General features: G+C 38.7%; 24 protein-coding genes and 1 riboswitch. Of the genes, 15 read left to right on the forward strand and 9 right to left on the reverse strand.

Features of this window, described 5'->3' with window-relative positions; translation table 11 throughout:
• Positions 1-25 precede the first annotated feature (25 nt).
• Genes selD through EO115_RS03470 form a run of 3 tightly spaced genes read left to right on the forward strand, consistent with a single transcriptional unit; the run spans position 26 to position 2295 of the window.
• A complete protein-coding gene (gene selD / locus EO115_RS03460; protein ID WP_126937598.1) occupies positions 26-1057 on the forward strand; it encodes a selenide, water dikinase SelD in 1032 nt (343 codons plus the stop codon).
• Positions 1047-1916: a sulfurtransferase-like selenium metabolism protein YedF gene (gene yedF, locus EO115_RS03465; RefSeq protein WP_126937599.1), complete on the forward strand. Its 870-nt coding sequence runs from the start codon at positions 1047-1049 to the stop codon at positions 1914-1916. The genes selD and yedF overlap by 11 nt, the downstream gene beginning before the upstream one ends.
• Before the next feature lie 58 nt (positions 1917-1974).
• The gene (locus tag EO115_RS03470; protein ID WP_126937600.1) at positions 1975-2295 is read left to right on the forward strand and encodes a DUF3343 domain-containing protein; all 321 of its coding nucleotides are present in this window, start codon (positions 1975-1977) and stop codon (positions 2293-2295) included.
• 74 nt (positions 2296-2369) lie between these two features.
• Here EO115_RS03470 and ychF read toward each other — a convergent pair whose 3' ends face one another.
• The 4 genes from ychF to EO115_RS03490 all read right to left on the reverse strand — a co-directional run bounded on the left by ychF (position 2370) and on the right by EO115_RS03490 (position 8088).
• Complete coding sequence (ychF, locus tag EO115_RS03475; RefSeq protein WP_126937601.1) at positions 2370-3476, reverse strand: redox-regulated ATPase YchF; 1107 nt, start codon at positions 3474-3476, stop codon at positions 2370-2372.
• Positions 3477-3964: 488 nt separating this feature from the next.
• Complete coding sequence (locus EO115_RS03480) at positions 3965-4939, reverse strand: diaminopimelate dehydrogenase (protein WP_126937602.1); 975 nt, start codon at positions 4937-4939, stop codon at positions 3965-3967.
• A gap of 156 nt (positions 4940-5095) precedes the next feature.
• Entirely contained in the window at positions 5096-6325 is a 1230-nt protein-coding gene (locus tag EO115_RS03485; RefSeq protein ID WP_126937603.1) for an LL-diaminopimelate aminotransferase, read from the reverse strand.
• Between the two features lie 413 nt (positions 6326-6738).
• Positions 6739-8088 carry an MATE family efflux transporter gene (locus EO115_RS03490; protein ID WP_126937604.1) on the reverse strand — a complete coding sequence of 450 codons (1350 nt, stop codon included), beginning with the start codon at positions 8086-8088 and terminating at the stop codon, positions 6739-6741.
• Between the two features lie 279 nt (positions 8089-8367).
• On the opposite strand from EO115_RS03490, the gene EO115_RS03495 reads away from it, so the two are divergent.
• On the forward strand, positions 8368-9204 hold the full coding sequence (locus EO115_RS03495) for an ADP-ribosylglycohydrolase family protein (protein WP_126937605.1): 837 nt from the start codon (positions 8368-8370) through the stop codon (positions 9202-9204).
• A gap of 391 nt (positions 9205-9595) precedes the next feature.
• A riboswitch (cobalamin riboswitch) is annotated at positions 9596-9766 on the reverse strand.
• 133 nt (positions 9767-9899) lie between these two features.
• Here EO115_RS03495 and EO115_RS03500 read toward each other — a convergent pair.
• The 3 genes from EO115_RS03500 to EO115_RS03510 are packed head-to-tail and all read right to left on the reverse strand — an operon-like array spanning position 9900 to position 10927.
• Entirely contained in the window at positions 9900-10325 is a 426-nt protein-coding gene (locus EO115_RS03500) for a DUF4236 domain-containing protein (protein ID WP_126937606.1), read from the reverse strand.
• A 15-nt stretch (positions 10326-10340) separates the two neighbouring features.
• Positions 10341-10553 (reverse strand): hypothetical protein, encoded by a 213-nt coding sequence (locus EO115_RS03505; protein ID WP_126937607.1) that lies wholly within the window; start codon positions 10551-10553, stop codon positions 10341-10343.
• Positions 10550-10927: a rhodanese-like domain-containing protein gene (locus EO115_RS03510; protein WP_126937608.1), complete on the reverse strand. Its 378-nt coding sequence runs from the start codon at positions 10925-10927 to the stop codon at positions 10550-10552. Before EO115_RS03510 ends, EO115_RS03505 begins: the two co-directional genes overlap by 4 nt.
• Positions 10928-11132: 205 nt before the next feature.
• Between EO115_RS03510 and thrC the strand changes: the two genes are divergently transcribed.
• From thrC to EO115_RS03535, 5 genes are all read left to right on the forward strand, one after another.
• Positions 11133-12632: a threonine synthase gene (gene thrC, locus EO115_RS03515; RefSeq protein WP_126937609.1), complete on the forward strand. Its 1500-nt coding sequence runs from the start codon at positions 11133-11135 to the stop codon at positions 12630-12632.
• Positions 12633-12666: 34 nt separating this feature from the next.
• Positions 12667-13494 (forward strand): DMT family transporter, encoded by an 828-nt coding sequence (locus EO115_RS03520; protein ID WP_240628929.1) that lies wholly within the window; start codon positions 12667-12669, stop codon positions 13492-13494.
• A 23-nt stretch (positions 13495-13517) separates the two neighbouring features.
• On the forward strand, positions 13518-14933 hold the full coding sequence (gnd, locus tag EO115_RS03525) for a decarboxylating NADP(+)-dependent phosphogluconate dehydrogenase (RefSeq protein WP_126937611.1): 1416 nt from the start codon (positions 13518-13520) through the stop codon (positions 14931-14933).
• 165 nt (positions 14934-15098) lie between these two features.
• Positions 15099-16541: a hypothetical protein gene (locus EO115_RS03530; RefSeq protein ID WP_126937612.1), complete on the forward strand. Its 1443-nt coding sequence runs from the start codon at positions 15099-15101 to the stop codon at positions 16539-16541.
• Between the two features lie 70 nt (positions 16542-16611).
• Entirely contained in the window at positions 16612-17022 is a 411-nt protein-coding gene (locus EO115_RS03535; RefSeq protein ID WP_126937613.1) for a hypothetical protein, read from the forward strand.
• 405 nt (positions 17023-17427) lie between these two features.
• Here EO115_RS03535 and EO115_RS03540 read toward each other — a convergent pair whose 3' ends face one another.
• On the reverse strand, positions 17428-17793 hold the full coding sequence (locus tag EO115_RS03540; protein ID WP_126937614.1) for a hypothetical protein: 366 nt from the start codon (positions 17791-17793) through the stop codon (positions 17428-17430).
• Positions 17794-17854: 61 nt separating this feature from the next.
• The gene (locus EO115_RS03545) at positions 17855-18529 is read right to left on the reverse strand and encodes a metal-dependent hydrolase (protein WP_126937615.1); all 675 of its coding nucleotides are present in this window, start codon (positions 18527-18529) and stop codon (positions 17855-17857) included.
• A gap of 367 nt (positions 18530-18896) precedes the next feature.
• On the opposite strand from EO115_RS03545, the gene EO115_RS03550 reads away from it, so the two are divergent.
• From EO115_RS03550 to EO115_RS08375, 6 genes are all read left to right on the forward strand, one after another.
• Positions 18897-21767: a tetratricopeptide repeat protein gene (locus tag EO115_RS03550; RefSeq protein ID WP_126937616.1), complete on the forward strand. Its 2871-nt coding sequence runs from the start codon at positions 18897-18899 to the stop codon at positions 21765-21767.
• Between the two features lie 37 nt (positions 21768-21804).
• Entirely contained in the window at positions 21805-22218 is a 414-nt protein-coding gene (locus EO115_RS03555) for a hypothetical protein (protein ID WP_126937617.1), read from the forward strand.
• A 47-nt stretch (positions 22219-22265) separates the two neighbouring features.
• Entirely contained in the window at positions 22266-22823 is a 558-nt protein-coding gene (locus tag EO115_RS03560; RefSeq protein ID WP_126937618.1) for a hypothetical protein, read from the forward strand.
• A gap of 244 nt (positions 22824-23067) precedes the next feature.
• Positions 23068-23736, forward strand: a complete 669-nt coding sequence (locus EO115_RS03565; protein WP_126937619.1) for a DUF4352 domain-containing protein — start codon at positions 23068-23070, stop codon at positions 23734-23736.
• A 22-nt stretch (positions 23737-23758) separates the two neighbouring features.
• Positions 23759-24631 carry an SHOCT domain-containing protein gene (locus EO115_RS03570; RefSeq protein WP_126937620.1) on the forward strand — a complete coding sequence of 291 codons (873 nt, stop codon included), beginning with the start codon at positions 23759-23761 and terminating at the stop codon, positions 24629-24631.
• A 14-nt stretch (positions 24632-24645) separates the two neighbouring features.
• Positions 24646-24807, forward strand: a complete 162-nt coding sequence (locus tag EO115_RS08375; protein WP_164724045.1) for a hypothetical protein — start codon at positions 24646-24648, stop codon at positions 24805-24807.
• The last annotated feature ends 80 nt before the right edge of the window (positions 24808-24887 follow it).

The raw sequence follows: 24887 nt of genomic DNA on the forward strand, positions 1-24887 counted from the left end.
TATTGTGTGTTTGGGAGGTGTGCGCATGGTAGATATGAGGACGTATGCAACTAAGGGTGGATGTGCTTGTAAAATTGGTCCCCACATATTGGCTGATGTATTACAACATATTCAGATGCCTAGCCATCCTGCAGTATTAACCAATGCTAGTGGGATGGAAGATGCAGGTGTATATCGTATTAGTGATACGCAGGCACTTGTGCAAACAGTAGATTTCTTTACACCTCCCGTAGGTGATCCGAGGGTGTATGGTCGTGTGGCTGCTTGCAATGCACTTAGCGATGTATACGCCATGGGCGGAACACCGATTTCCGCGTTAAATATGGTGGCGTTCCCTGTGGCCCTTGTGAAAGAAGGGATACTTTCAACGGTGTTAGAAGGTGCCAATGAGGTGCTAGAGGAGGCTGGAGTAGCTCTATTAGGTGGCCATAGTGTAGAAAATGAAGTGCCCCTCTTTGGGATGGCTGTGACAGGGCTTATGAATCCTCAGTCGATTTGGACGAATGCGGGGGCCCAAGTAGGTGATGTATTGATGATTACAAAGCCTATTGGAACAGGAATTATGAATACGGCAGATAAGGGTAATTTATTTCCTCAAGGTGCACAAGAGGCTATAGATAGCATGTGCACCTTAAATCGAGGAGCTCGGGATGTGGCTGCAAGGTTTACGATTCATAGCTGTACGGATATCACGGGCTTTAGTTTGTTAGGCCATATATCTGAAATGGCGCGAGCCAGTGAAGTATCTGTGGATCTGTATGTAGAGGCATTACCTCTGTTCACAGATGTACAAGAGGCAGCTCGTATGGGGTTAGTCCCTGCGGCAACGTATGGAAACCGTAAAGCCTTATCTAGTACGGTAGAGTTTGCTAGTGAGTTAGATACGGTGTGGAGTGATATTTGCTTTGACCCTCAAACATCGGGAGGATTATTGTTTGCTTGTAGTGAGGATGAAGGAGAAAGGTTGCTTTCAGAATTACAGGTAGCAGGAATCAGGCACGCCGCCATCATAGGTCGTGTGAAACAGAAGGAAAGGGAGTATATATATGTCAAATAAAGAAGTTATGTTAGATATGCGTGGAAAGGCGTGCCCAGAGCCAGTGATAGAAGCAAAAAAAGCGATGGATGCGGATGGCACTACCTATGTGAAAGTCTTAGTGGATAATGATGTGAGCCGCGATAATGTGGTGAAATTAGGGGAATATAGAGGATACGAGAATCATGTGCTCGAGCAAGAAGGTAATTATATCGTTGTCTTAATTCCCCCAACGGTTGTTACAGAGGAGTTGGCCACTGCTAGTGCTTTGGATATCCAAACGTCTAATGATCTGGATGATTTAGATTTGGAAGATATTTTCGAAAATGAATTTGCTGCGCCTTTGGGTAAGGTGATCACAAATACGACGATAGCAGGAGGAGATGCTCCTTTTTACATGACCAATGGAACAGGCAGTTTAGAGCGAAGCATTGCAGCCTATGAAAAAATGAAAGCAGAAAAAGCGGCTATGGGAGCTCCTATCACACAAGAGATGGAGTCTCCTGAGATGAAGATGCCAACGCCAGTCATGCCGGCTCAAGGGGTAGGAGATAAAGTGTTACTCCTAACGAAAGATTACTTAGGAGAAGGTAGTGAAGAATTAGGCCGCAACTTGATGAAATCTTTCCTCTATGTATTGACGGAAGCAGATGTAAAGCCGAAAGCGATCTATTGCATTAATAGTGCCGTAAATATGCTCGTAGAAGGATCGGAACACATTGAAAACTTCAAAGCGTTAGAATCAGCAGGGGTGACAATTGGTGGTTGTGGTATATGCTTAGACTTTTATGAGGTAAAAGACAAAGTGCAAGTGGGCACTGTTACAAATCTGTATGCTATCACAGAAAGCATGATGCAAGAGCCATTTGTTACATTGTAAATAGATGCGGGATGACATTGGCAGATAGAATTGGAAAGATTGAATGAGGTAGACGCACATGAACGTTTTTACGGTAGATAGTAAGAAGTCTAATACAGCTACAGATAAGGTATCACAAAAAGTACTCGTTCTATTTAGCTCTTACTACTTTGCAGATAAAGCCGATAAGGCTCTCGCTATTCATGGTGTCATTCATCAATTAATGCCTGTGCCACCAGAGCTATCTAGTGCCTGTGGACTTGCCATAGGCGTAGCAGAGTCGTATATGGAAGATGTGCTTAAAATATTCGAGGAACATAAAATAACCCCTTCTCATATGTATTATTATGAAAAGGGGAAAGAAATACTTCCATATGCACATGGATCATGTTCTATCTAGGGGATGCTCTAGAATTTGATGACTATTAAAAAAGCTAGGAATACTCCGCAGAGCATTCCTAGCTTTTATCGTTGTTATACGTTGAAACGGAAATGAGTTACATCGCCGTCTTTCATTATATAGTCTTTACCTTCTAGGCGAACGAGACCTTTTTCTTTGGCTGCATTTTGGCTGCCGCAAGCTTCTAAATCGTCAAAAGATACAATCTCTGCACGGATGAAGCCTTTTTCGATGTCAGAGTGGATTTTGCCAGCTGCTTGAGGTGCTTTAGTGCCTTCTACAATAGTCCATGCACGAGCTTCCATTTCGCCAGCTGTGAAGTAGTTGATTAAGCCCAACAAGGAATAACTAGCTTTGATTAATTTTGTTAAGCCGCTTTCTTCTAGGCCAAGGTCAGCTAAGAAAGCTGTGGCTTCTTCGTCGGATAATTCTGCGATTTCAGATTCAATACGAGCAGATACAACCACAACACCAGAGCCTTCTTTTGCTGCGTATTCTTCTACTTGTTTTACAAATTCGTTGCCAGAGTAGTCGGATACTTCATCTTCGCCTACGTTGGCTACATATAAAGATTTTTTTGCTGTTAATAAGGTTAAGTCTTTTAAGATGTCTAGTTCATCTTCTGTTAAGCCTTGGGCACGAACAGGAATAGCATCTCCTAATGCAGCAGATACTTTTTCTAAAATAGGTGCTTCAATACGAGCATCTTTGTCGCCGGATTTTGCTAACTTAGCAATACGTTGTAAGCGTTTATCTACGCTTTCAAGGTCAGCTAAACATAATTCTGTATTGATGATTTCAATATCACGAACAGGATCTACGGAACCCGCCACATGTGTGATATTAGGGTCATCAAAACAACGAATTACTTGTGCGATAGCATCGACTTGGCGGATGTGGCTTAAGAATTTATTACCTAAGCCTTCCCCTTTGGAAGCGCCAGCCACAAGGCCAGCGATATCTACGAAACGCATAGCAGCAGGCAAGATGCGTTTGGAACCGAACATCTCAGCCAACACAGCTAAACGAGCATCTGGTACGTCTACAACGCCTACATTTGGTTCGATGGTACAGAATGGATAGTTCGCCGCTTCTGCGCCGGCTTTTGTAATAGCGTTAAATAATGTACTTTTTCCTACGTTTGGAAGGCCAACAATGCCTACTTCTAAATTTGTGCTCATGGTATCTCCTTTTATATCTTGTATAGCCCTAAGGCGATAGTATAGTGTGTTATACACTTAATATGTCATGTAAAAGTTCATATGGGGCTGAGTCAGCAAGTGCTAGTTGTGTATACTTGCCTAGACAGGTAGCCTTCATTTATGGATAAACGGTATAAAACGCACCTATGAGATAGGTGCGTTACGCTTGTCTATGCCAATATTATAACTAATATTGTAAAAGTTGGCAAATATCACTTGTGGCACAATGAAAATTTTGTGGCGTTCTATGCGCTAGTTAGCAAAGGAGAGTCCACGGCATATTCCTTCACAAACGGTATTGCATAATGTTTGTTCAGGAACATACCGTGGACTCTAAGCGTTTGTTAATTTTGGAAAAAAGAACGCCAATAGATGTATATTGTACCACTGCGTTCTAGGGAAATGGGGCTGTGGGTAGCTAAAAAGCACAGATTTGTGGTCTGTGCTTTTTGTATGTGTTATATATATTATAGATAATGTGCACGTAATTCTTCAGCAGATTTTGGGGATAACCAAGCTGGTGCGATGTCGAATACTGTGAAAGCACCACGGCCACCATGTGCTGCTAAGCGATGTACGCCACGAGCGAATGCTACTAATACAGCACCAGTAAATTCAGGGTTAGAATCTAATTGTAAACCGAATTCGTAGATGTGTTTTGTACCTGTTGTAGTTTCGCCGCTGCGGATCACAAGACCACCATGTGGGATGCCTTTGTGGTTCGCATCTAATTCTTCTTGGGAAATGAATGTTACAGTTGTTTCATAGCCAACGAAGTAGTTAGGCATTGTTTTGATTTCGTTTTCAATGCGAGCTGCATCAGCGCCTTCTTCCAATACTACATAGCATTCACGAAGGTGAGAAGAAGTAGCTGTCACTTCTGGTGTTTCACCATTGCGGATAGCGGAGATGATTTCTTGTTTAGGTACAGTGTATTGACGAGCGTCTGCTATGCCTTCGATGCGACGGATCGCATCGGAATGACCTTGAGATACGCCACGACCCCAGAATGTGTAGGAATCGCCTTGTGGTAAGATGCTTTCAGCGTACACACGTTGCAAGGAGAACATGCCAGGGTCCCAACCGCAAGAGATTAATGCTGCAGTGCCAGCTTCTTGTGCTACTTTGTGAACGTTTTCAAAGTGCTCAGGGATGCGAGCGTGTGTGTCGAAGCTGTCGATCACATTAAAATGAGCTGCAATAGCTGGAGTTTGATCGATTAGGTCTGTTGCACTGCCGCCACATAATACCATCACATCAATTTTGCCTTTGAAAGACTCTACTTCTTCCATAGTGTAGCTAGGTACGCCACTTACTGTTTGTAAACCAGAACGACGAGAGAATACACCGACTAATTCCATATCTGGTTGTAATGCTACAGCCGCTTCTACACCGCGACCAAGGTTGCCGTATCCAACGATACCAATACGAATGTTGCTCATTGTTACTTCCTTTCGTGAAAGTTGATACTTTCATTAATATTAAATACTATTGAACTGTAATAGGAGATTACAGTATATGATGAAATGAGGGGCTGTGCCCATTGTTTTTCGCATGTATCATTATAGCGAAAAAATCCCATAGAGAAAAGGGGAATTTTAAAATTGTAATGTTTTAATGCGATCCACAGCACGAATGGTATTTTCACGGCTGCCGAAGGCAGTGAGACGTAAATAGCCTTCGCCTTCTGGACCGAAACCAGAACCAGGAGTGCTCACAATGTGTACTTTTTCTAGTAATGTATCGAATAAGTCCCAGCTACTCATGCCAGCAGGAGCTTGGATCCAAATGTATGGCGCATCTACACCACCAAATACAGTAAGACCAATAGCCTCTAAGCCTTCACGAATGATGCGAGCGTTTTCCATGTAGTAAGCGATATGCTCCTTAATTTGGGCACGACCTTCTGGTGTGTAAACAGCAGCAGCACCACGTTGAATGATGTAAGGAACACCATTGAATTTTGTTGTTTGGCGACGATTCCACATTGGGTTCAGCGGAACACGCTTGCCTTCTGCGTTCTTGGCAGTTACTTCATGAGGAACTACAGTGTAGGCGCAACGAGTACCAGTGAAACCTGCCGTTTTAGAGAAAGAACGGAATTCGATGGCCACTTCACGAGCGCCTTCGATTTCATAAATAGAACGAACTGTATCTGTGGATGTGATGAAAGCTTCATAAGCGGAGTCGAACATTAAGATCGCTTCGTTATCTTTACACCACTGTACCCATTCTGCCAAGCGCGCACGGCTTAATACGGTACCAGTTGGGTTGTTAGGGCAGCAAAGGTAGACGATATCTACTCGTTCTTTGGGGAATGCAGGAGAGAAGTTGTTCTCTGCGTTCGTTGGCAGGTACACTACTTTTTCATAAATACCGTTGATAGCTTTGCCAGTGCGACCGCCCATGACATTAGAGTCAAGGTATACTGGGTACACAGGGTCAGTAATAGCGATGATGTTGTTTTCAGAGAAAATTTCCTGGATGTTGCCCACGTCAGACTTAGCTCCGTCGGACACGAATATTTCATCCGGTTGGATTGTGATACCTAATGGTGCATAATCTCCTTCAGCGATGGCATTGCGCAAGAAATCGTAACCTTGCTCAGGACCATAGCCTCTGAATGTATCGGCAGAACCCATTTCTTCCACGGCAGCATGTATAGCTTCAATGACAGCTGGCACAAGAGGGCGCGTCACATCACCAATACCAAGACGAATGATGTCTGCTTCAGGGTGACTTTCTTTGAAAGCTTCTACTTTACGAGCAATATTAGCAAATAAATAAGAACCTTGTAGGTTTTCATAGTTTGGATTTACAGTAGCCATAAGATCTCCTTCTTTTACAAAATAATAAAGATACATGTATATAAAGACATCGAAGCGGTATGTATATTTCAGCATAATAGATATGTGTATATGCCGTGAGTTGCTTATGCAGACACGCAAGACGAGGAACATTTATATATAGATGTAATAATTAATGAATATAAAAGGGCGTTGAATAGATCCCTTAAATTACATTTCTATATTCTATAGTATTTATAAAGATATGTCAAAAGCAAAATGGAGGTATAGCGTGCTGTTATACTAGTAAATTCACCTATAGCTGTTTCGGTTGGTACCATATGTTTTGTACCAATGGTTGTGTCTAATTTACCTGTGTATGTCGTTATCACATAAAAACGAGGCTGTTCATGGAACGCCTCGTCACTTAAAGGGTTAAGTTTTAATTAATGATTTTAGAATGACATGTTCCGTACATTGCGTTGGACTTTACGTAATCGATACATATAGCAGAGTGCAGCTGAAGATGTACTTGTTAATAATCCAATCCAAACGGAGTAAGGCCCGAAGTCTGTGAATAGGTAACAAAGGTAGGCAACAGGTACAGTCACCCCCCAATAGGTGCCGATAGTAATCACAGAAACGCTAGTTACATCACGATAGGCTCGGAGAACGCCTTGTAAAGGAGTGCCTACAGCATCGATGATTGTGAAAAATACAGCATAAGAAATGAAACTTTCAATAAGGGGAATCATGTGATCTTCCTTAGTATATAGACTGGCTAAGAAGTCGATATGAGTGAAGGAATAGGTTCCAATGCAAAGGGCTATGAAAGCTGCTACACCACGAGTAATCCATGTGTAAGTAATAGCGTTTTGATATTGTTTAGCTCCTAATTCATAAGCGATGACAATGGTAGAAGCCATACTTAAGCTGAGGGGGAAAGAAAATGTTAATCCAAGGAAACTAGACGCTGCTTGATGGGCGGCTATAATTTCTGTGCCGAACTTTGTCATAGCAATCCCAGCAGCACTAAAAATGCTGATTTCTGCAAAGATAGAGAGGCCAATAGGAATCCCTAGAGCTAATTGATCTCGAATGAGTATCCAACTTGGTCCAGTGAAAGATGACCAAAACCGATATTGTTTGAAGTGTTTGTGGAATGTAATGAGCCCGAGAAAACATAGCATCATATACCAATAGGCGATGGCCGTTGAAATGCCGGCACCAAAGCCCCCCAGAGCGGGGATGGGGCCATAACCTTGTATGAATAGTACATTGAAAATAGACTGAAATAACACACTACTGCCAATGATGTATAAAGAGTAGCGAGTATTTCCGTGAGCATCGACAATGTAGCGGAATCCAGACATGATCATCATAGCTGGAAAGGCGACGCACATGGCGTTCATATATTGGATGCAAACAGATTTTGCCGCCGCTTCTAATCCTAATAGATCTAACAAAGGAAATAAACCAAGTAGGGTGACAAGTATAAGAACTGTTGCAAATGCAAGCCCTAAATAGATATTTTGCCACATGGTAGCAGCTACCGATTCAGTTTTTTTTGCCCCTAAGGCATGAGAAATAATGGGGGTCACACCAAGGAGAATTCCTGACAGACCAAAAAAAGCGGCGACCCATAAGTTGTACCCCACACCAATAGCTGCTAAATCTATGGTACTGTATTGCCCCGTTAATGTGACCGCTATAAAACTACCAACAATGATAGAAAATTGTGTAGCAATGACGGGGGCAGCTACAAGTAGGAAATGTTTAATCATAGAAAATAAAGATGTAGACATACTACCTCCCAAAACAAACTTACATAGTGTGTTATACTAGTAACCATACATTTTAAACTTACATTTATAAAATTTAATTTTATCATTATGATATCTAATTGTCTATAGATGTAAAGGGTTATTGTCTCTTAAAAGAACATGGTGTATAATGGTAACAATTCAGTTATATCAATAGATATAACGTGGTATATTGCATGGAAAATATAGGAGTATATAATTTTTGCATACATCTATGTTTTTAGTGCAATTGTCATGGTGGAGACACCAGAAAGGAGTTTTATGTTAGGAGCAATCATTGGAGATATGGCGGGCTCAATCTATGAGTTCAACAATATCAAAAGCCGAGAATTTGAGTTCTTATCAGAACGATGTGAGCCTACAGATGATTCAATTTTAACATGTGCTATTGCACGGGCTTTAATTGATGTAAAAGGAAGGGGGACACAGTTACAACGAGCTACTGTGTATCGTATGAAAGAATATTTTCTTTCTAATCCATTACCGATGGGAGGGTTTGGAGCTAAATTTTTTCAGTGGGGATTATCTGATGTGACAGAACCATATGGTAGCTGGGGTAATGGGGCGGCTATGCGTATAAGTCCTGTAGCGTATGTGGCAAACACAGAAGAAGAGGTCAAGTTACTGAGCCGTATTGTCACAGGTACGACCCATAATGATCCAGAAGGATTAAAAGGAGGAGAAGTGACGGCGTTAGCTGTGTTCAAAGCACTGCATGGAGCTACGAAAGAGGAAATCCAAAAGATGGTAAAATCATACTATCCTGGCGAGTACAGCGTGGAAGAACTACACAAGACGTATAAATTTGAACCAAGCTGTCAGAAAACTGTGCCAGAAGGAATGCAATGTTTCTTTGAGAGCGAAGATTATGAATCGGCTATTCGCAATGTAATGTACATCGGCGGTGACTGCGATACATTAGGTGCCATTGTCGGTGCCGTAGCAGGGGCGTATTATGGAGTTCCAGAATGGCTCCAAGAAAAAGCCTTATCCATGATGCCAGACTATATGGTGGAAGACTATAATGATTTCAAAGCTATGTATATGGACAAAGAAAAACCCTCTAAAGCTAGCGCTGGACACGCATACTGCCTTTGAGGGTATGATACAAGGGGCCGGAATCCCCTATACAATTGTATTGTACCATGTGAAAGGCAATGACGATAGAGAAAAATAGAATATGATAAAAATATTGGGGACTGCTCTTGTGTGAGTAGTTCCTATATTTATTGTTGATGCAAAAAAAGAACCTGCCCACCGGCAGGTTCTTTTTAGGATGATGATGTACGCCCATACAAAATCATGACAACTATATCAACACTTTGAGTGCTAATACCATAATAGTAAGTTCACTTGGCCATGATAAGGCGATCATCAATATGTGACGTATCCCATACAACGCATATCGTAGTAATAAAAAATCCTTTTTCTTGTATTTTGGAGTATCAGAAAAAGGCCTTTGATTCTCCTCCCTATCTCTCGTAGGTCAAGTGGTGAATGATGAATAGGCAGTTCTCCTGACTCAGCTTCAACGCGCCTCCAGCCTTCCCAGTTTCCCAGTGACATAATTTGGATTTGCTCTGCTTTACAGTGGCGGGACCGTGCCAGACTTTAACTGGCTTCTCTATTATGCTTTCGCACCTATTCCCAAATGTTTGATTGTATGTGTGTATTGTACTCTTTTGTTTTTTCTATGTCAAGAACAAGATGAAAGCATATGCTTATTTTGTAAGAACAGAGGCAAATATGTGACGTTTATTACAAAATGTAATACGTGGAATAGTGTTGTATAGTTAAACGATGTAGATAGCAAAAGCAATCACTAATATAATCAACAATAAGCAACCGCAGCCTACAGCAGAAGAGGCTTCCTCAGGGGTTCGCGTATCCACTGGATTAGGATTGTTAGCGGGGGGAGGTAATAAATTATAATTACATTTCGGACAATTCGTCCAAGCTTTGCGCATATGATGGCCACATTGAGGGCAGGTAGGTGTAAAGGGGATGGCATTGCTAGCAGTGCTACTGTCATTAGGGTAGCGTTTGTAGTGGGTGTAGGATATACCACTACCAGGAAGACCTACTGTTGTTCTTACGCCGTCTTTTCCCAAAGTAATTTTAGCGCCTCTTGGCCCGATACTTGTACTAACACCTTTCTTGCCGAAGTTAAGACGAATGCCAGGTGCAATCTTTAAGGTTCTTCTAAAACGAAATCCCATATGCTTACCTTTACATTAACATTTACAAGTTGGAGAGGTAGTGCCATCGTTACATTTCACCGATCCATTTTCAGTACAACCTGCTACACCACCGTGGCGAGAACAGCAACCTCGTTGGGTGATGAGTGTTCCATCAGTACTAGGTTGTTCAGAGGCGGAGAATACGCCTAGGTTAGATTGAAAGCCTAGGAATAGAGCCATAATTGTCAAGATACATAATTTTCTCATTGTAAAGACCTCCTTGTTGTCAGATGGTTGTCTGAGAGAATATCCCAACCATCTTCTAATACATATACATTTTCATACCCTTCGCGATCCATTATTTCGGCTAAGGCTATGGAATGTTCATCGTGAGGACAGGAACAAAATACGATGTATTTTTTCCTTTTGTCAGATGTTTTTAGGAAATTGTTGATAGTGAGTAAGTTTTGGGGGTTGACCCATATAGCTCCTACCATATCTTCGCCTAACAGTTCTTTAGCATGAGCACTGCGAATGTCTATGTAAGTGGCTGACATATCTAAGGTAGTGGTCGTTTGATAGGCGTAACTGGTAATAGAACAACAGATAGCCATAGCAAATACAAGAAAAAGTTTTTTCAAAGGAAATCGCCTGCTTTCAAAATAACACTAAGATGTTAAAGATGTAGGTGTACACCGTTTGAAATTCATAGTACTTATAGTATAGTACGTTATGAGAAATGTGACAATCCTTTCCCCACCCTTTTCTTGCTAAATGGATAGCATTAATTTATAATAAACGGTAACGATATAATGTGTAGTACAATGAAATATAAAGGATGATAAGATGAAGTATACAAGTACGCGTAGTCATGAAACGGTGAGCGAAACATTCGCATTGCTCAATGGATTGGCAAGTGATAGTGGTCTGTACGTGCCAGAAACATTTCCAGAGAAATGTCTTTCCTACCAAGATGTGGCAGACAAAAGTTATGAAGAAATTGCACTGGTGGTGTTGAGTAAATTATTTACTACTTTCACAGAAGCAGAATTAGAAACCATGATTCGCAGTGCTTACAATACAGTGAACTTTGATACGCCGGACATGGCGCCTATGCACTCTTTGTTGGAACGAGTGTCCGTGTTAGAGTTGTTCCACGGTCGCACTCAAGCCTTTAAAGATATGGCATTATCCTTGTTCCCATACTTGTTGGTGGCAGCAAAGGAAGCGGAAAAAGAAACGAAAGAAGTGTTGATCTTGACAGCTACCTCTGGTGATACTGGAAAAGCCGCTTTAGAAGGGTTCAAAGATGTGCCGGGAACGCATATTCAAGTGTTCTTCCCTACAGACGGCGTTAGCCCAATGCAACAAGAGCAAATGCAAAAGCAAGAAGGTGCGAACGTTAATGTAACGGCCATCGAAGGTAACTTTGATGATGCGCAACAATTCTTGAAACGTCTCTTTGTGGATGCTGATGTGGCGAAGGAAGTAGCAGAGAAAGGTGTGAAGTTCTCCTCTGCTAACTCTATTAATATCGGTCGTTTAGCACCACAAGTGGTGTACTATGTAGCGGCCTATGCGGAGTTAGTGAATACAGGCGCTATCCATGAAGATGAAGCGTTTAATGTAGTGGTACCGACAGGTAACTTCGGCAATATTTTGGCGGCTTACTATGCAAAACGCATGGGTATTCCTGTGGGCAAATTGATCTGTGCATCGAACCAAAATAATGTGCTCGCAGACTTCTTTAGTACTGGTACATACGATATGAATCGCCCATTTTATACGACCATCTCTCCATCCATGGATATTTTAGAAAGTTCTAACTTTGAACGTTTTATCTATTATGTGAGCGGTGAAAATGCAGAATTGACAGCACAGCGCATGAAAGCGTTGAAAGCAGAGGGAAAATTCTCTGTCACTCCAGAAGAACTACAAGCGGTGCAAAAAGAATTTGCCGGCGCTTATGTAGATGATGATATGACGAAAGCAGTTATCGAGCAAGTATACAACTCCTATGGCTATGTGATGGATCCTCACACTGCGGTGGCGATGGGTGCTTACATGAAAGAATTGGAAGCCCATCCAGAAGATGGTCATCGTCATACAGTGATTGCCTCCACGGCGCATCCTTTCAAATTCCCAACACCAATTTGTGAAGCTTTGGATATCAAAGTAGGTTCGACTCCTTATGAAAGTTTAGACAATATTTCGGCTGTGACAGGCGTGGGGTGCCCAAAACAATTGGCAGAGTTACAACATAAGCCATTGCGTTTCACTAAGGTGATTCCGAAAGAATCTATGAAAGAAGAAATTCTATCCTTTGTGGATACGTTCAAACAATAGGTGACCTATGGTACAAGCATTTTTCTTTTCCCTTATGTCATCCTTTGCATTTAGTATCATGAATTTATTCGTGAAACTTCTAGGCGATGGTATGCCTGCGGCAGAGGTGACATTTTTCAGAGGGCTCATAGGAACAATTGCCGTACTCATAGTGATGCGACAAAAAGGAATTTCCTTTTCCACAGAACATCGAGGACTATTAACCTTGCGAGGTATCTTTGGTGGACTAGGAAATTTGAGTAATTTCATTGCCTTGGTGTATATGTCCATGGCAGATGCGTCTATCTTATTCCAACTGTCTGGCATATTCGTGCTGATTTTCAGCAATATTGTATTGAAAGAAAAATTACCCAATGGATCTGCTAAATGGCTAGGATTGATTTTCTTGGCTGTTGTATATATGATTCAGCCTTGGAATTTATCAGGCTTGCATTGGTATTCTTTCATTGCCATTGCAGGGGCTGCCTTATCGGCGGCGGCCTATACAACGATTCGTACCATTAGCTTAAAAGGTGGACATAGTTCCTATGAAATCATGTTCTATTTCTTGGTGACCACCATGCTAGTAGGGGGAATCGTGATGATACCAGATTTTGTGTGGCCCAACGCAACGCAAGCGCTCTATTTAGGGATTATTGGTGCCATTTCCGTAGTGGCACAGTTCTTCTTGACTGGCGCATTTGTAGCAACGAATGCAGTGGTGGCACAATTTATGCAATATGTAGGGGTATTCTTTAACTCCTTCTGGGGATTTATCGTCTTCGGAGAAAACCTAGCTTTGGCAACCGTCATTGCAGGTATTATTATGTTTAGTTCATCAGTGATGTTGGCTCGTTTGAAAGAACAAGCTCGCGCACAGTAGTCAATCAAGAAAGAGGTATGACGATGAGTGAAAAATTATATCAATTTGGTCTAGTCGGTTTGGCTGTTATGGGACAAAACTTGGCCCGCAACATTGCCCGTCATGGATTCAGTATTGCAGTGTACAACCGTACACCACAAAAAACAGACGAGTTTGTAGCCAACTACAGCCACGAAGGGACAATCGGTGGAGCACATACTCCAGAGGAGTTTGTAGCGATGTTAGAAAAACCTCGTAAAATCATGTTCTTGGTGAAAGCAGGCCAACCTGTGGACGACATGATTGAAGCCTTCTTGCCATATTTAGACCAAGGCGATACATTAATCGACGGTGGTAACTCTCATTACCCAGATACAATTCGTCGCACAAAATACTTAGAATCTAAAGGTTTCCGTTTCCTAGGGGTAGGCGTATCTGGCGGTGAAGAAGGTGCCTTGAATGGACCAAGCTTGATGCCAGGTGGTAACGAAGCGTCTTACAACGAATTGGCTCCTATCTTTACAGCTATTGCAGCACAAGTAGCAGATGGTCCTTGCTGCACATACGTAGGCGATAATGGTGCAGGTCACTATGTAAAAATGGTGCACAATGGTATCGAATACGGCGATATGCAATTAATTTCCGAAGCCTACTTCATGATGAAAGAATTACTTCGCATGAGCGATGATGAAATCGGCGATGTATTTGCAAAATGGAACACAGGACTATTAGATTCTTACTTAATTGAAATCACTGCTAAAATTATGAAAGTCAAAGATACTGATGGAACTCCATTAGTAGAAAAAATCTTGGACAAAGCAGGTCAAAAAGGTACTGGTAAATGGACGAGCCAAGAAGGTTTAGACCTTGGCGTGCCAATCCCAACTATCGCCGAAGCGGTGTTCGCTCGTGCTATGTCTGCCTACAAATCTGAACGTGTGTTGGCAGAACCAGTGTTAGCAGGCCCTACAGAAGTTTTTGAAGGCGATAAAGAAGCCTTAGTAGATGCCATTCATTCTGCATTATATGCGTCTAAAATTTGCTCCTATGCACAAGGGTTTGCATTGATTAAAGCAGCGGCGAAAGAATATAACTGGAATATCAACTTCGGAGATATGGCCTTATTATGGCGTGGTGGATGTATCATTCGGGCAGCATTCTTAGAAGACATCAAAAAAGCTTTCACGAATAATCCAGATTTGAATAATTTGATGTTGGATCCATTCTTCGCAGAAGCATTGCAAACACACCAAGCAAAATGGCGTGAAGCGATCATTGCAGCGAAACGTTACGGTATCCCAACACCAGCTTTCAGTGCATCCTTAGATTACTTCGACTCCTATCGTCGTGGCGTATTGCCAGCAAACCTAATCCAAGGACAACGTGATTTCTTCGGTGCTCATACTTACGAACGCACAGACAAAGAAGGTACATTCCATACAGAATGGACAGACGCGTAAAACATATATAGATATGTCCATATAATTACGATGTCTGTTGGTACATCAGTGGTTGGATTTTGATAAGATATGTATATAACAAAAGTCCCTAGGAGTTACCTGGGGATTTTGTTATATATCGTAGGGTATACTTAAAAATTAGGTGACTTTAAGGAGTTAGAGCATATGAAGCATATGAGAGTGTTATTTACAACTGTTATAGTACTATTTATGATGGTTGTTTCGGGGTGTGTGAAAACAGAGACGGGAACCACGATTCATACAGATGGTAGTATTACTAACCGGATTAATATGCAGTTATTGCCAGTCATGGCAAAACTTAATCTAAAAGGCTTTTCACAAGATATTGAACAAGAGTTCCAAAAGCGAGGATATGTAACGCATCGTATTGAAAATGGTGTAGAAGGCTCTAAAAACTATTCTTCTATACAGGAAGCTGTAGCAAGTGGAGAAGCTATTTTCAATCCATCAAATAGATTTGGCGGGGTTCGTTATAAATCAGGATGGTTATATGATGTGTACGATCTTGATTTATCTATAAAGGCAGATTTCGATAGTCAGACTGATGCTTATGCAAAAGAAATTATTGATCAAATGGAGGTCACGTATCATTTAGATATTCCTAATGCAGTGCTTACGACAAATGCTGATACGGTTAGCAAAGATAGACGCTCCTTGACATGGGATATCAAGAAAGCTTATACACGTGGTGAAGGAGTGCCTATTAAAGCGACGTTTAAGGTGTATCATCCAATGGGGATTGCCATATTTGTTGGAACTATAATAGTTTTATTCGTAGTATCAATTATATTATTGGTACAGATTAAAAATAAACAAAATATATCTGAGGCGTATATTAAGAAAGTTCGTATTTTCGCTGGTGTAATGATGACGGTGGGAGCAATACTATTTTTGTTTGTATTTGCTAAATTTTTGCTTCCTCCTCATCTAAGTGAGCAGGATAAGGTAACTAAAGAATCGATCCGAGAGATGAAAGGTAGTAGTTGGAATTTAGTAAAACAAATTCCTGAAGCAAAAACTCCTGAAGAAAAAACTCAAATAAAGCTTGATGAATTTGCAAAACGATATAAATGGAAAACTCTTGGAAAATTATTGGCTACAAGTGAACATGATGATGCAGGATTTACAACTTTAGTAGAACAAGATGGGGAGAAAGTTATTGCCGTTTATAGTAAAGAACTGGATGAACTGGCTTTAATACGTAATGCTAGTCCTAAAACAGATGTCTTGAAACAATTTTTTATTCCCTCTAAATATGGAGCAGGTAGCCATAAACCATATGAACCGTTAGGTATTTTGTTGCAACGAATTGGTAAGCATCCAAAGGATATTACTGATACAAATGTATTACTTGGAGGGTTTGAAGGAACAGGCTTTTCGGCCAATATAGTTGTTTTATATGGTATCTCTACGGAGACTAAGAATATTCATAAATCGGGTTATTACTATGGGTTTATAAGACACGTTAGTGAATTTACACTTCCTAAATATGAAGTTAGAGATAAAGGAAATGTATTGTTAATTGATATTATGTTAGATCATGCGGAATCTTTGGTCAAAGATGCAGAACACAAGGGGCTGATGTAATATATACTTTGTAACTGCTTTGATAATCGAGTTGCGAAAGGCTTTATGTTATCTTCGAAAGGAGAATATCGTGAAATTATTATGCAAGATGCTGTTTTGTGCCTTATTAGGGGTTATATGGTTTAATGTAATGCATGTGGATGCACATTATTTGGATGAAGATCCAAACTATCGTTTGGTGTTAGTTGAGACGGATGAGAAGACATACGTTGATACATCATCAGTCCATCCCTTTGTTGATGAATATGGTAATAAAGCGTTTACCGTTATAACGGTACAAAAATTCTATGGAAATGTAGAAGAGAAGACACATGCTTTTTCCGTAGCTTCAGATGGTACAGTGTACTATAAATATATGAATAGAGGAGACTGGCAATCATTTATGTTCATATTAAATTCAACACGTGTTATGGATAATGATCTTGCGCAGGTGTTTTTCAATGGCTATCAATTAGCTTATGGAAAAGAGTATAGAAGATAAGTGAGTTTCTTCTAGGTAAGGCGATCAGGATATAGTTGGACTATTGATGGTCTAGTTGCATGGCTTACATGTGTGACATCATATTTTGAACCTAGCGTAGTCTCTTTGTGATAATAAAAAAGGGCTGTACCGACGTGTATTTCTATTACACTTCGTGTACAGTCCTTTTTATATGCTTTTTCGCATATAGAGTGCTTTTGTTGATAAAGTTCTTAGATTCTATAATAGTAAAGTATTAAAGAGAATAAGTTATGGGTTACACCATTTTGAGCGGTTCAGAGTTTGTATGCTTCTGCTAAGCAAAAAGAATAGCACCAGCTATTTAGATAGCTAGTGCTAAGAACTTTTTTATGAGCAGCCCTCACATTTGACAAAGAACCAGTTTTTAAGAGTGCAATGAACACCTTATACATAATTAAAAGCTAATTGTAGAATTTTGTCAACATCACTATTTGGCCATACTAAATGCATAACAGGGTCATTTGGGCTTAAATCATAGCGCCAATGATTACGCCCCATATTTAAAAAGCGCCAGTTTTCAATGCCAATAACTCGACCGTTGATGACATTTTTCACTCGTACACGTAGGCCCAATAAATTAGGACTCCAATTAATAGATTCAGTCATAACATAGGAATCGGTACGTTCTCCAGTTTTTTCATCTGTATACGAATACACCCATGTATCGACAGCATTTGCTTCCATAGGAGTTGCTATAAACATAAATCCAAATAGACAGACGATGGCTAACAACATACGACGTAGTTTCATAAGATGAGCTCCTTTGTATTTTAATATATATGAGTATTGATACGTTTTACCTATGAGAAGTTTATAACTCAATCGTTTCTCCAGGGGCTACGACAAGTCCTGCTTGTTTATGTTTCGCTTCTAATAGAGCTACGAAGGTAGCAGGTTCTCTGTCGATGACAGGCCATGTCTTATAATGGATTGGAATGGTTGTATTCGCTTGGATCCAAGATGCAGCTGTGACAGCATCTTCTACACCCATTGTGAAGTTATCTCCGATTGGTAATAGTGCATAATCGATGTCGCCGTGGCGATTGATTAATTTCATGTCGCTAAATAGTGCTGTATCGCCTGCGAAGTAAATGCGCTTGCCGAAAAATTCAATGATAACGCCTGCCGCATGTCCCCCAGGTACACCGGAACCGTGGAAAGCAGGTGTTAATCGGATGGAACCAAATGGAAAGTCAAATTTTCCACCTAGATGCATGGCGTGTGTACGAGCGCCTGCGGAAGCTGCCTTACCTGCTACCTCGGCTGTGGAGATAACAAGGGCATCGTTTTTCTTGGCAATTGTATCTGTATCGCCATAATGATCATCATGACCATGGGACACAAAGATATATTGGCATTGTATATCTTCTGCCTTGGCTATATCCCAAGTATTGCCTGTGAAAAATGGGTCACATACTAGTGTTACATCACTATTGGTAATTGAAAATGTAGCGTGACCATAATAGGTTAAACTTACTTTACTCATACGAATCCCTCCCTCTCTGTATGGTACTTTGATTATATCATTTGAGAAATAATGAGAGCAATCATAAATTTAATGTTTAGGGGGATAATAGAAGGTCTTCTTAGCTTTATTTATCTGTCATACATGAATGATACTTGTATAAAACAACTGATTCTTACAGATATGTGAGAGTCAGTTGTTTTTTATAAATGTGATGTCTTTCTTAGAAGAATGTTTTGGTATAAATGTTGACGGGGGGGGACATTATATATACTTATTGTATATTAGAGGAATATTTTGCTATCTAATAATTTAATAATATATAAGTATGGGAGTTCATAGTGATGATTCAATGTGAATGCTTTCATATGAATAAAGGGAGAAAAAGATGAAACAGTTTCCTGTGTTGGGTAAAACAATTACATTTTCGGATAATGAAGAGAAAACCGTTGAATTTAGACTTGCGTTTCGAAAGTTGGGATATATATCTGCTCAGTCATTTGATGAGGTTTATAAAAAGTTTGAAAACATAGATCAAGTGTATGCGTATATTGATGAAGTGGGGAAACTATTTATAAATACTGGTATTAATAAGTTGGTTGATTATTTAATAGAGTACGGCATATATGATGCAACAGTCGAGTCAATTGTAGAAAGTGATCGCTATGATGATATTTGTAGTGATTGGAATAATACAGTGTATTTTTTCTCTCGGGACTACGAAGAGTTACATCGGGAATATAATCAAGAAGTTGAAAGACGAAGCAATAGATTTGATAATAGAGCGAGAGTTGTTGGGGGAGGATTTGGTGTATCAGGTGCGTTGAAAGGAGCTCTTTTTGCTGAGGGTGTTAACCTAGCTACAGGAGCTTTGCATGGGGTTGTTAATTTTATAGGAAATGCATTAGATCGTAGTGCGCTAGAACGAAAAAAAGAAAAAATGTTTGGTAAACGTTTTTATAGAGAAGAATTTAAACGAGCCATTCACCTTACTATCAACTCATTGTGGATGCATCTTGTATCTATGTTAAAATGGAGACTTCCACTTCTATACCCAAGAGAAGAGCAATTTAACAAAGCAGAGAATCTTTATAAAAATTTTATAGCTCAAAAAATACCGGAAAATAAAAAGGCTGAAGTGTTATTTGAAATTATTCAAAATGATGTGGACTTTAAGGGTATATATGAAGAACAATGTTTATCTTTAGTAGATAGCAAAACACGAGATGAAATATTGGATTTAGGATTTTGGTTAGATAGTAATCTTGAAAGAACTGATTTATATTATGACTTGGAAGAAATGGGGATAGAAAACATTGCAGTTTCGAATGACCGGCAATTAAAAAGGGCATTAGACGGAGATGAGAGTTCTTTAAAAGTAATAGTGGAGGAGTTACAAGGGCAAGGAAAGTGTAATTTTATTTGTAAGATTTGTGAATCTATCCTTGATAAAGATATAATCAATTATTTTATTTCTGAATCATATCTGGAGGCACTAGAGAATGATGGGCAGTTTAATCGCATAAATAATACTTCTTATTTATCTAAATGTCTAAACTATATAGAATTTAACCAAAATGGAATTGATGAAAAAATGATCTATCTTTTAGCAAGAGCATATAAGATGGGGATAGGTCGATCTCCAACACCAGAGAAGGCTCTATCTTATTTTAAGCGTTTAGATGATCCAAATTCTAAATATGAAGTAGCTAGATTGATGCTACACATTGATTACCTTCAAGCTGAGACTGCCTTTAATATTTTAAAAGATTTAGACAATGTTGGTAGTGAAGAAGCAAAGACATATTTAGAAAAGATTAGACAGAAAGATATAAATATTGATTTAGCAGATGCTCAGTCGATGTTCAATTTAGGTGTTCTCTATAAAACAGGTGAATTATTCAATTATGATATAGTACGCTTACCTAATGAGAAGAAGAAAGAAGGCTATATTTACTGGGTAGATAAAGCAATTAATGCAGGGTATGAAAAAGCTAAGCCTATTTTAGGGCGAATGTATAGAGAAGATGCTATAGCTTTATTAAAAGATACGATAAAAAGCTATCAAGGAAAAGATTATAAAACAGCCATAGAACTTTTATTGAAGGCTTCATCTTTAGGGGATGAAGAATCAATGTCTTATATTCATGAACTAGAAGAAACTCAGGCATTATCTTTTTATAAGAATGATGGGGATGCTATTTTTCATTTGAGCCAAGCATTAGCTAATAGAAAAAAGAGAAATGTTAACAATAGCTTTTTTGATGTAATGTCAGCGACAGATAGTGAACAGTGGTTGGCAGAAGCAAAGGCAAAAGGATCTAGATTAGCTATAGCGTATGAAGAAATAATGATGTGTATAAAAACACATAAATTTTCTAATGAATTTGTTGAACTATTTGAATTAGAAGAATTCTTAAGAGACCCGTTAGTTCAAGCTTACTTGGCATATCAAGCCGCATTAGGAAACTATCAAGGTTTTACAGATACTATCATTTTTGAAAAACTAAATCATCCTGAAATTCAGAATGAAAAATCCATTTACTATGATAACAATGATTTTGTTACAGAGGGGCTCATACTTTGTTATGAAAAAGAGATTGGTACAAAACGTGACTTAAATAAGTTATTTAATTTGTATATGGAATACATGGGGTTAAATAGCTATCAGGAGTTAAATGAAATATATCTAATTGCTGGTTTAGGTGAGTTTGCATTAGAAAAATCTTATTCATTTGCTAAAGTATTGTTAGAGCAGAGTACAATTGAAAAGGATCAGGATAAGTTTAATGTGGCGATTCAATATATGATTAGAGCTCGAGATGAGGTAAGTTATCCTTTAGCTATTGAATGGTGTGCAAAAAATCAAGACATAGTGAAGACTTATGAGCTATACATACAGTTAGAACGTCAAAAAAATATATTTAGAGTATTGAGCGTTGTCGAAAAAGTAAAAGAGAAAAAGAAAAATGAGGAACTAAACAAAGATATAAGAGAACAACGAATAAAAGAAGCTGTAAAAAAATCGAGTGAAGTGCACAAAAAAACGAAGGTGGATGAATCTTATAATCAAACCTATCGAAGGTTGGACGAATGGAAGAGCAATCAGGTTGAGAGTAAAAAAGATAATATTATAAAAGAGATTATAAACGAGTTGGATGATGGAGAAGGGTTAAGTGTTTCTAAAATTATAGGAATTATTGGTGCAATCTTAATATGGGGAGGTATTATATGGAAAATAATTAGAAAGATTTTTTAAATATATATTGATTGCTTATGAAAGGATATTAAAAAAAATGAAGAAAATTTTCTTGCTATTAAGTACCTTAATTTTATTAGTGTGTTTAGGAGGATGTGGTGGAGATCCTGCTGATGTACCGATTGATGGAACATACAAAATCCATTATACCAATCCTAAGGATCACAAAGAAGTAAATATAGCGTTAGAAGTGAAGCATAAAAAAGATAATATTTATGATATTAACTTTTATAGTCTTGATGATAAAGATACTGACTTTAGCAGAGCTTATGGTATTAAAGATACTGCTGTTTGGGATGAAGAAAATAGAACTTTAAACTATGGTGGGGTTCCTTTATTGGTATTTTCCTGGAGCGAATATAATATTTTTAATCGTGCGCCACTTAGATGGATATTTAGTGTAGAGGCGTCTACTATGATGCAAGGTGAACGAGTAAAAGCGTATAAATAAAGGCAATAGATATTGCTAAGTGTTAATAAAAATTAAGGAGATTGACAATGTATGCAGATATTTCAATTCATAGTTCTACATTAGAGGTTATGATGCGTTTTCAGGATGGAAGAATCTACAAAGAGGTGCCTATAACAAATACGATTACTTATTTGCTGTTCTTTATAGAATATTATGAAGATGTTGATTTTGCCAGTGTTAAAAATAATGAGGAAGAAACACAACATTTTGTTCGAGAGTTTGAAGATGGAGTCAAGAATTTTCTTCAATTAGATAATTTTCTGACAAACGAAGGCGTTTACCCTAAGAATCAGTTGATGGAAACTATGGTTATAAGTGGTATAGGTTTAATCCATATGGGGGTATTGTTGGGTAGACGGTATGAAATGAGTCAGATAGCAAGAATTTTAAACAACAATTTTAAATATGCTACGGAGGAAGATAGAGAAAAATGGGAACCTAAGTATTTAGAGTTTTGTGATAAAGTCATGGAAACAATAGATAATGCGGACAATAAAAGGTCTGAATTAGAATTAAAAGAAAAAATGACTAAGTATGTTAAATGGGCAATTATTGCAATTATAATCTGGTATATCCTATTTTAGAATTTAAGTGTTTCAGCTATAAATATAATAGCGTAAGTGACTGATAATAAATCTTTCATTAGATATATTAATCAGTCACTTTTTATATACAAGATAAGTAGATACAAATGGGGTGTCTTTTATAAAGAGATAATTACTTACTAAATGTTGACGGGGGGGGACATTTTGTATAATCATTAATAAAAGTAGACCTTAATAGTTATTTGTGTATTAGGGGATAGAATTGTTAATAAGGAGGAAAACGATGGGTGGATTTTTAATGTTAGCAGCATTTGTGTGGTTTGTAGTGGGGCTATTTATTCCTAGAAAAGTAGCACCATTTTTTACAACTAAGCCTAGATTAAAGATTTTGGGAACTTCGTTCGTGATTGTGTGTGTTGGACTATGGCTTTCTGCAGGTCCGCAAGATGCGAAGCCTAAGGAAACAGGAACAACTACAAAAGTAGAAGCAAAAAAAGAGGATGAAAAAGAAACTAAAAAAACAGAATCAGAAACAAAGTCGGATACTACACATAAAATAGGCGAAGTAGTAAAGACAAAAGAGTTTGAATTTACGGTATTAAACAGAGAGATTATGCCACAATGGGTAGACGAAGACGGAGTTGAACACCAAAAACCACAAGGTGTATATGTAGTTGTTACGTTAAAGTATAAAAACATTAGTAATAATCCAGTAAAACTAGAGGGTGATGAAATAGGGATGGTCTTAGGTAATAATTCTTATGCATACTCTTACCGAATTGAACATGCTAATCAAGATTATTTAGATATGGTTAACCCTGGTGTGGAACATACAAAAAAACTATATTTTGATGTGCCGCAAGATGTAGCTAATAGTAAAGGACTAGCATTTATAGTTGGAGGAAGTGCATTGCATCGTACAAAAGATCAATTTATTTCTTTAAATCCATAATTGAAAGAAAAGGATAACCGATATGGGAACATATAAATGTATTTCCTGTGAAGCATCAATTGTAGCTGACTTTGATAAACAGTTGAAGAAAGGTATGATGAAGAAATCTGAAAAATACCTTTGCCCTATATGCTTCAAAAGTAGAAATCTAATTAATATGGAAATTAAAGATTTGGAGTATGAGGAATTGCTTTCTTTATATAAAAAGAAGGAATGGGTTTCTCCGGAAGACTTTACGGTGACACATCGAGTGCATCGTGTAGCACCAGGTAGAATGGATAATGTATATATAGAGGTAGATGAAAAGAGAGGCCTCATTAATGTACCTTTATTAGATACAGGATTCTTCAGCGATACCATTACAGATTATATAGTGCCGTTTGAAAATATAGTAGACTTTACTATCATAGATAATGGTAACCAAACGGGTGTTGGTAGCAGTTTGATTGGAGCTGCAGTAGGTGGACTGCTGTTTGGTGAAGCCGGTGGAATTATTGGCTCGATGTTACCAGCAAGGACGGATAATCGCCAGTGTAAAATGCTTCAAATTAAATTAATATTAAATAGCATAGGAGACTCTCAAAGGTATATTAACTTTATAGGTGAGCACTCTGGAGTGCCATCCCAGTCTAGAGCGTCAAGTGATTTTAAGGCTATTTATAAGGCATTAGAAGAGTGTGCTTCTGTTCTAACGATTATATTGAAAAGAAATGCAGAACGTGTAAGGGGCAAAGATAAATCTGTAATAACTACAGAAGATTCTAGAGAGAGTGCTAACGTTGACACAAATGATATCATAGAAAGTATAAAAAAATTAGGGGAGTTAAAAGATATGGGGATCCTTACGGAGAAAGAGTTTGAAGATAAGAAAAGAGAGTTATTGTCTAAGATATAACAGGGAGAATTGATATGAAAGATATAGCAGGAATCTTATTTTTAGCAGGTGGAGCTTATGCATTTGCAAAAACATTTTTTGGGCATAGATTGCCATTATCCTTGCAAGAGAATGCGGGATTGAAAATTATGGCTCTAATGTTTGCGAGCTTTATATTGATGTGGCTTGATTATTAATATAAGATAAAGGGGACTGTGATAAAATGTAGTTAGATTGCATTTTAGTTACAGTCCTTTTTTGTAAATAAACTGAATGT

This window comes from Veillonella sp. CHU740 (assembly GCF_003992055.1).
In the GTDB taxonomy this organism is placed as follows: domain Bacteria; phylum Bacillota; class Negativicutes; order Veillonellales; family Veillonellaceae; genus F0422.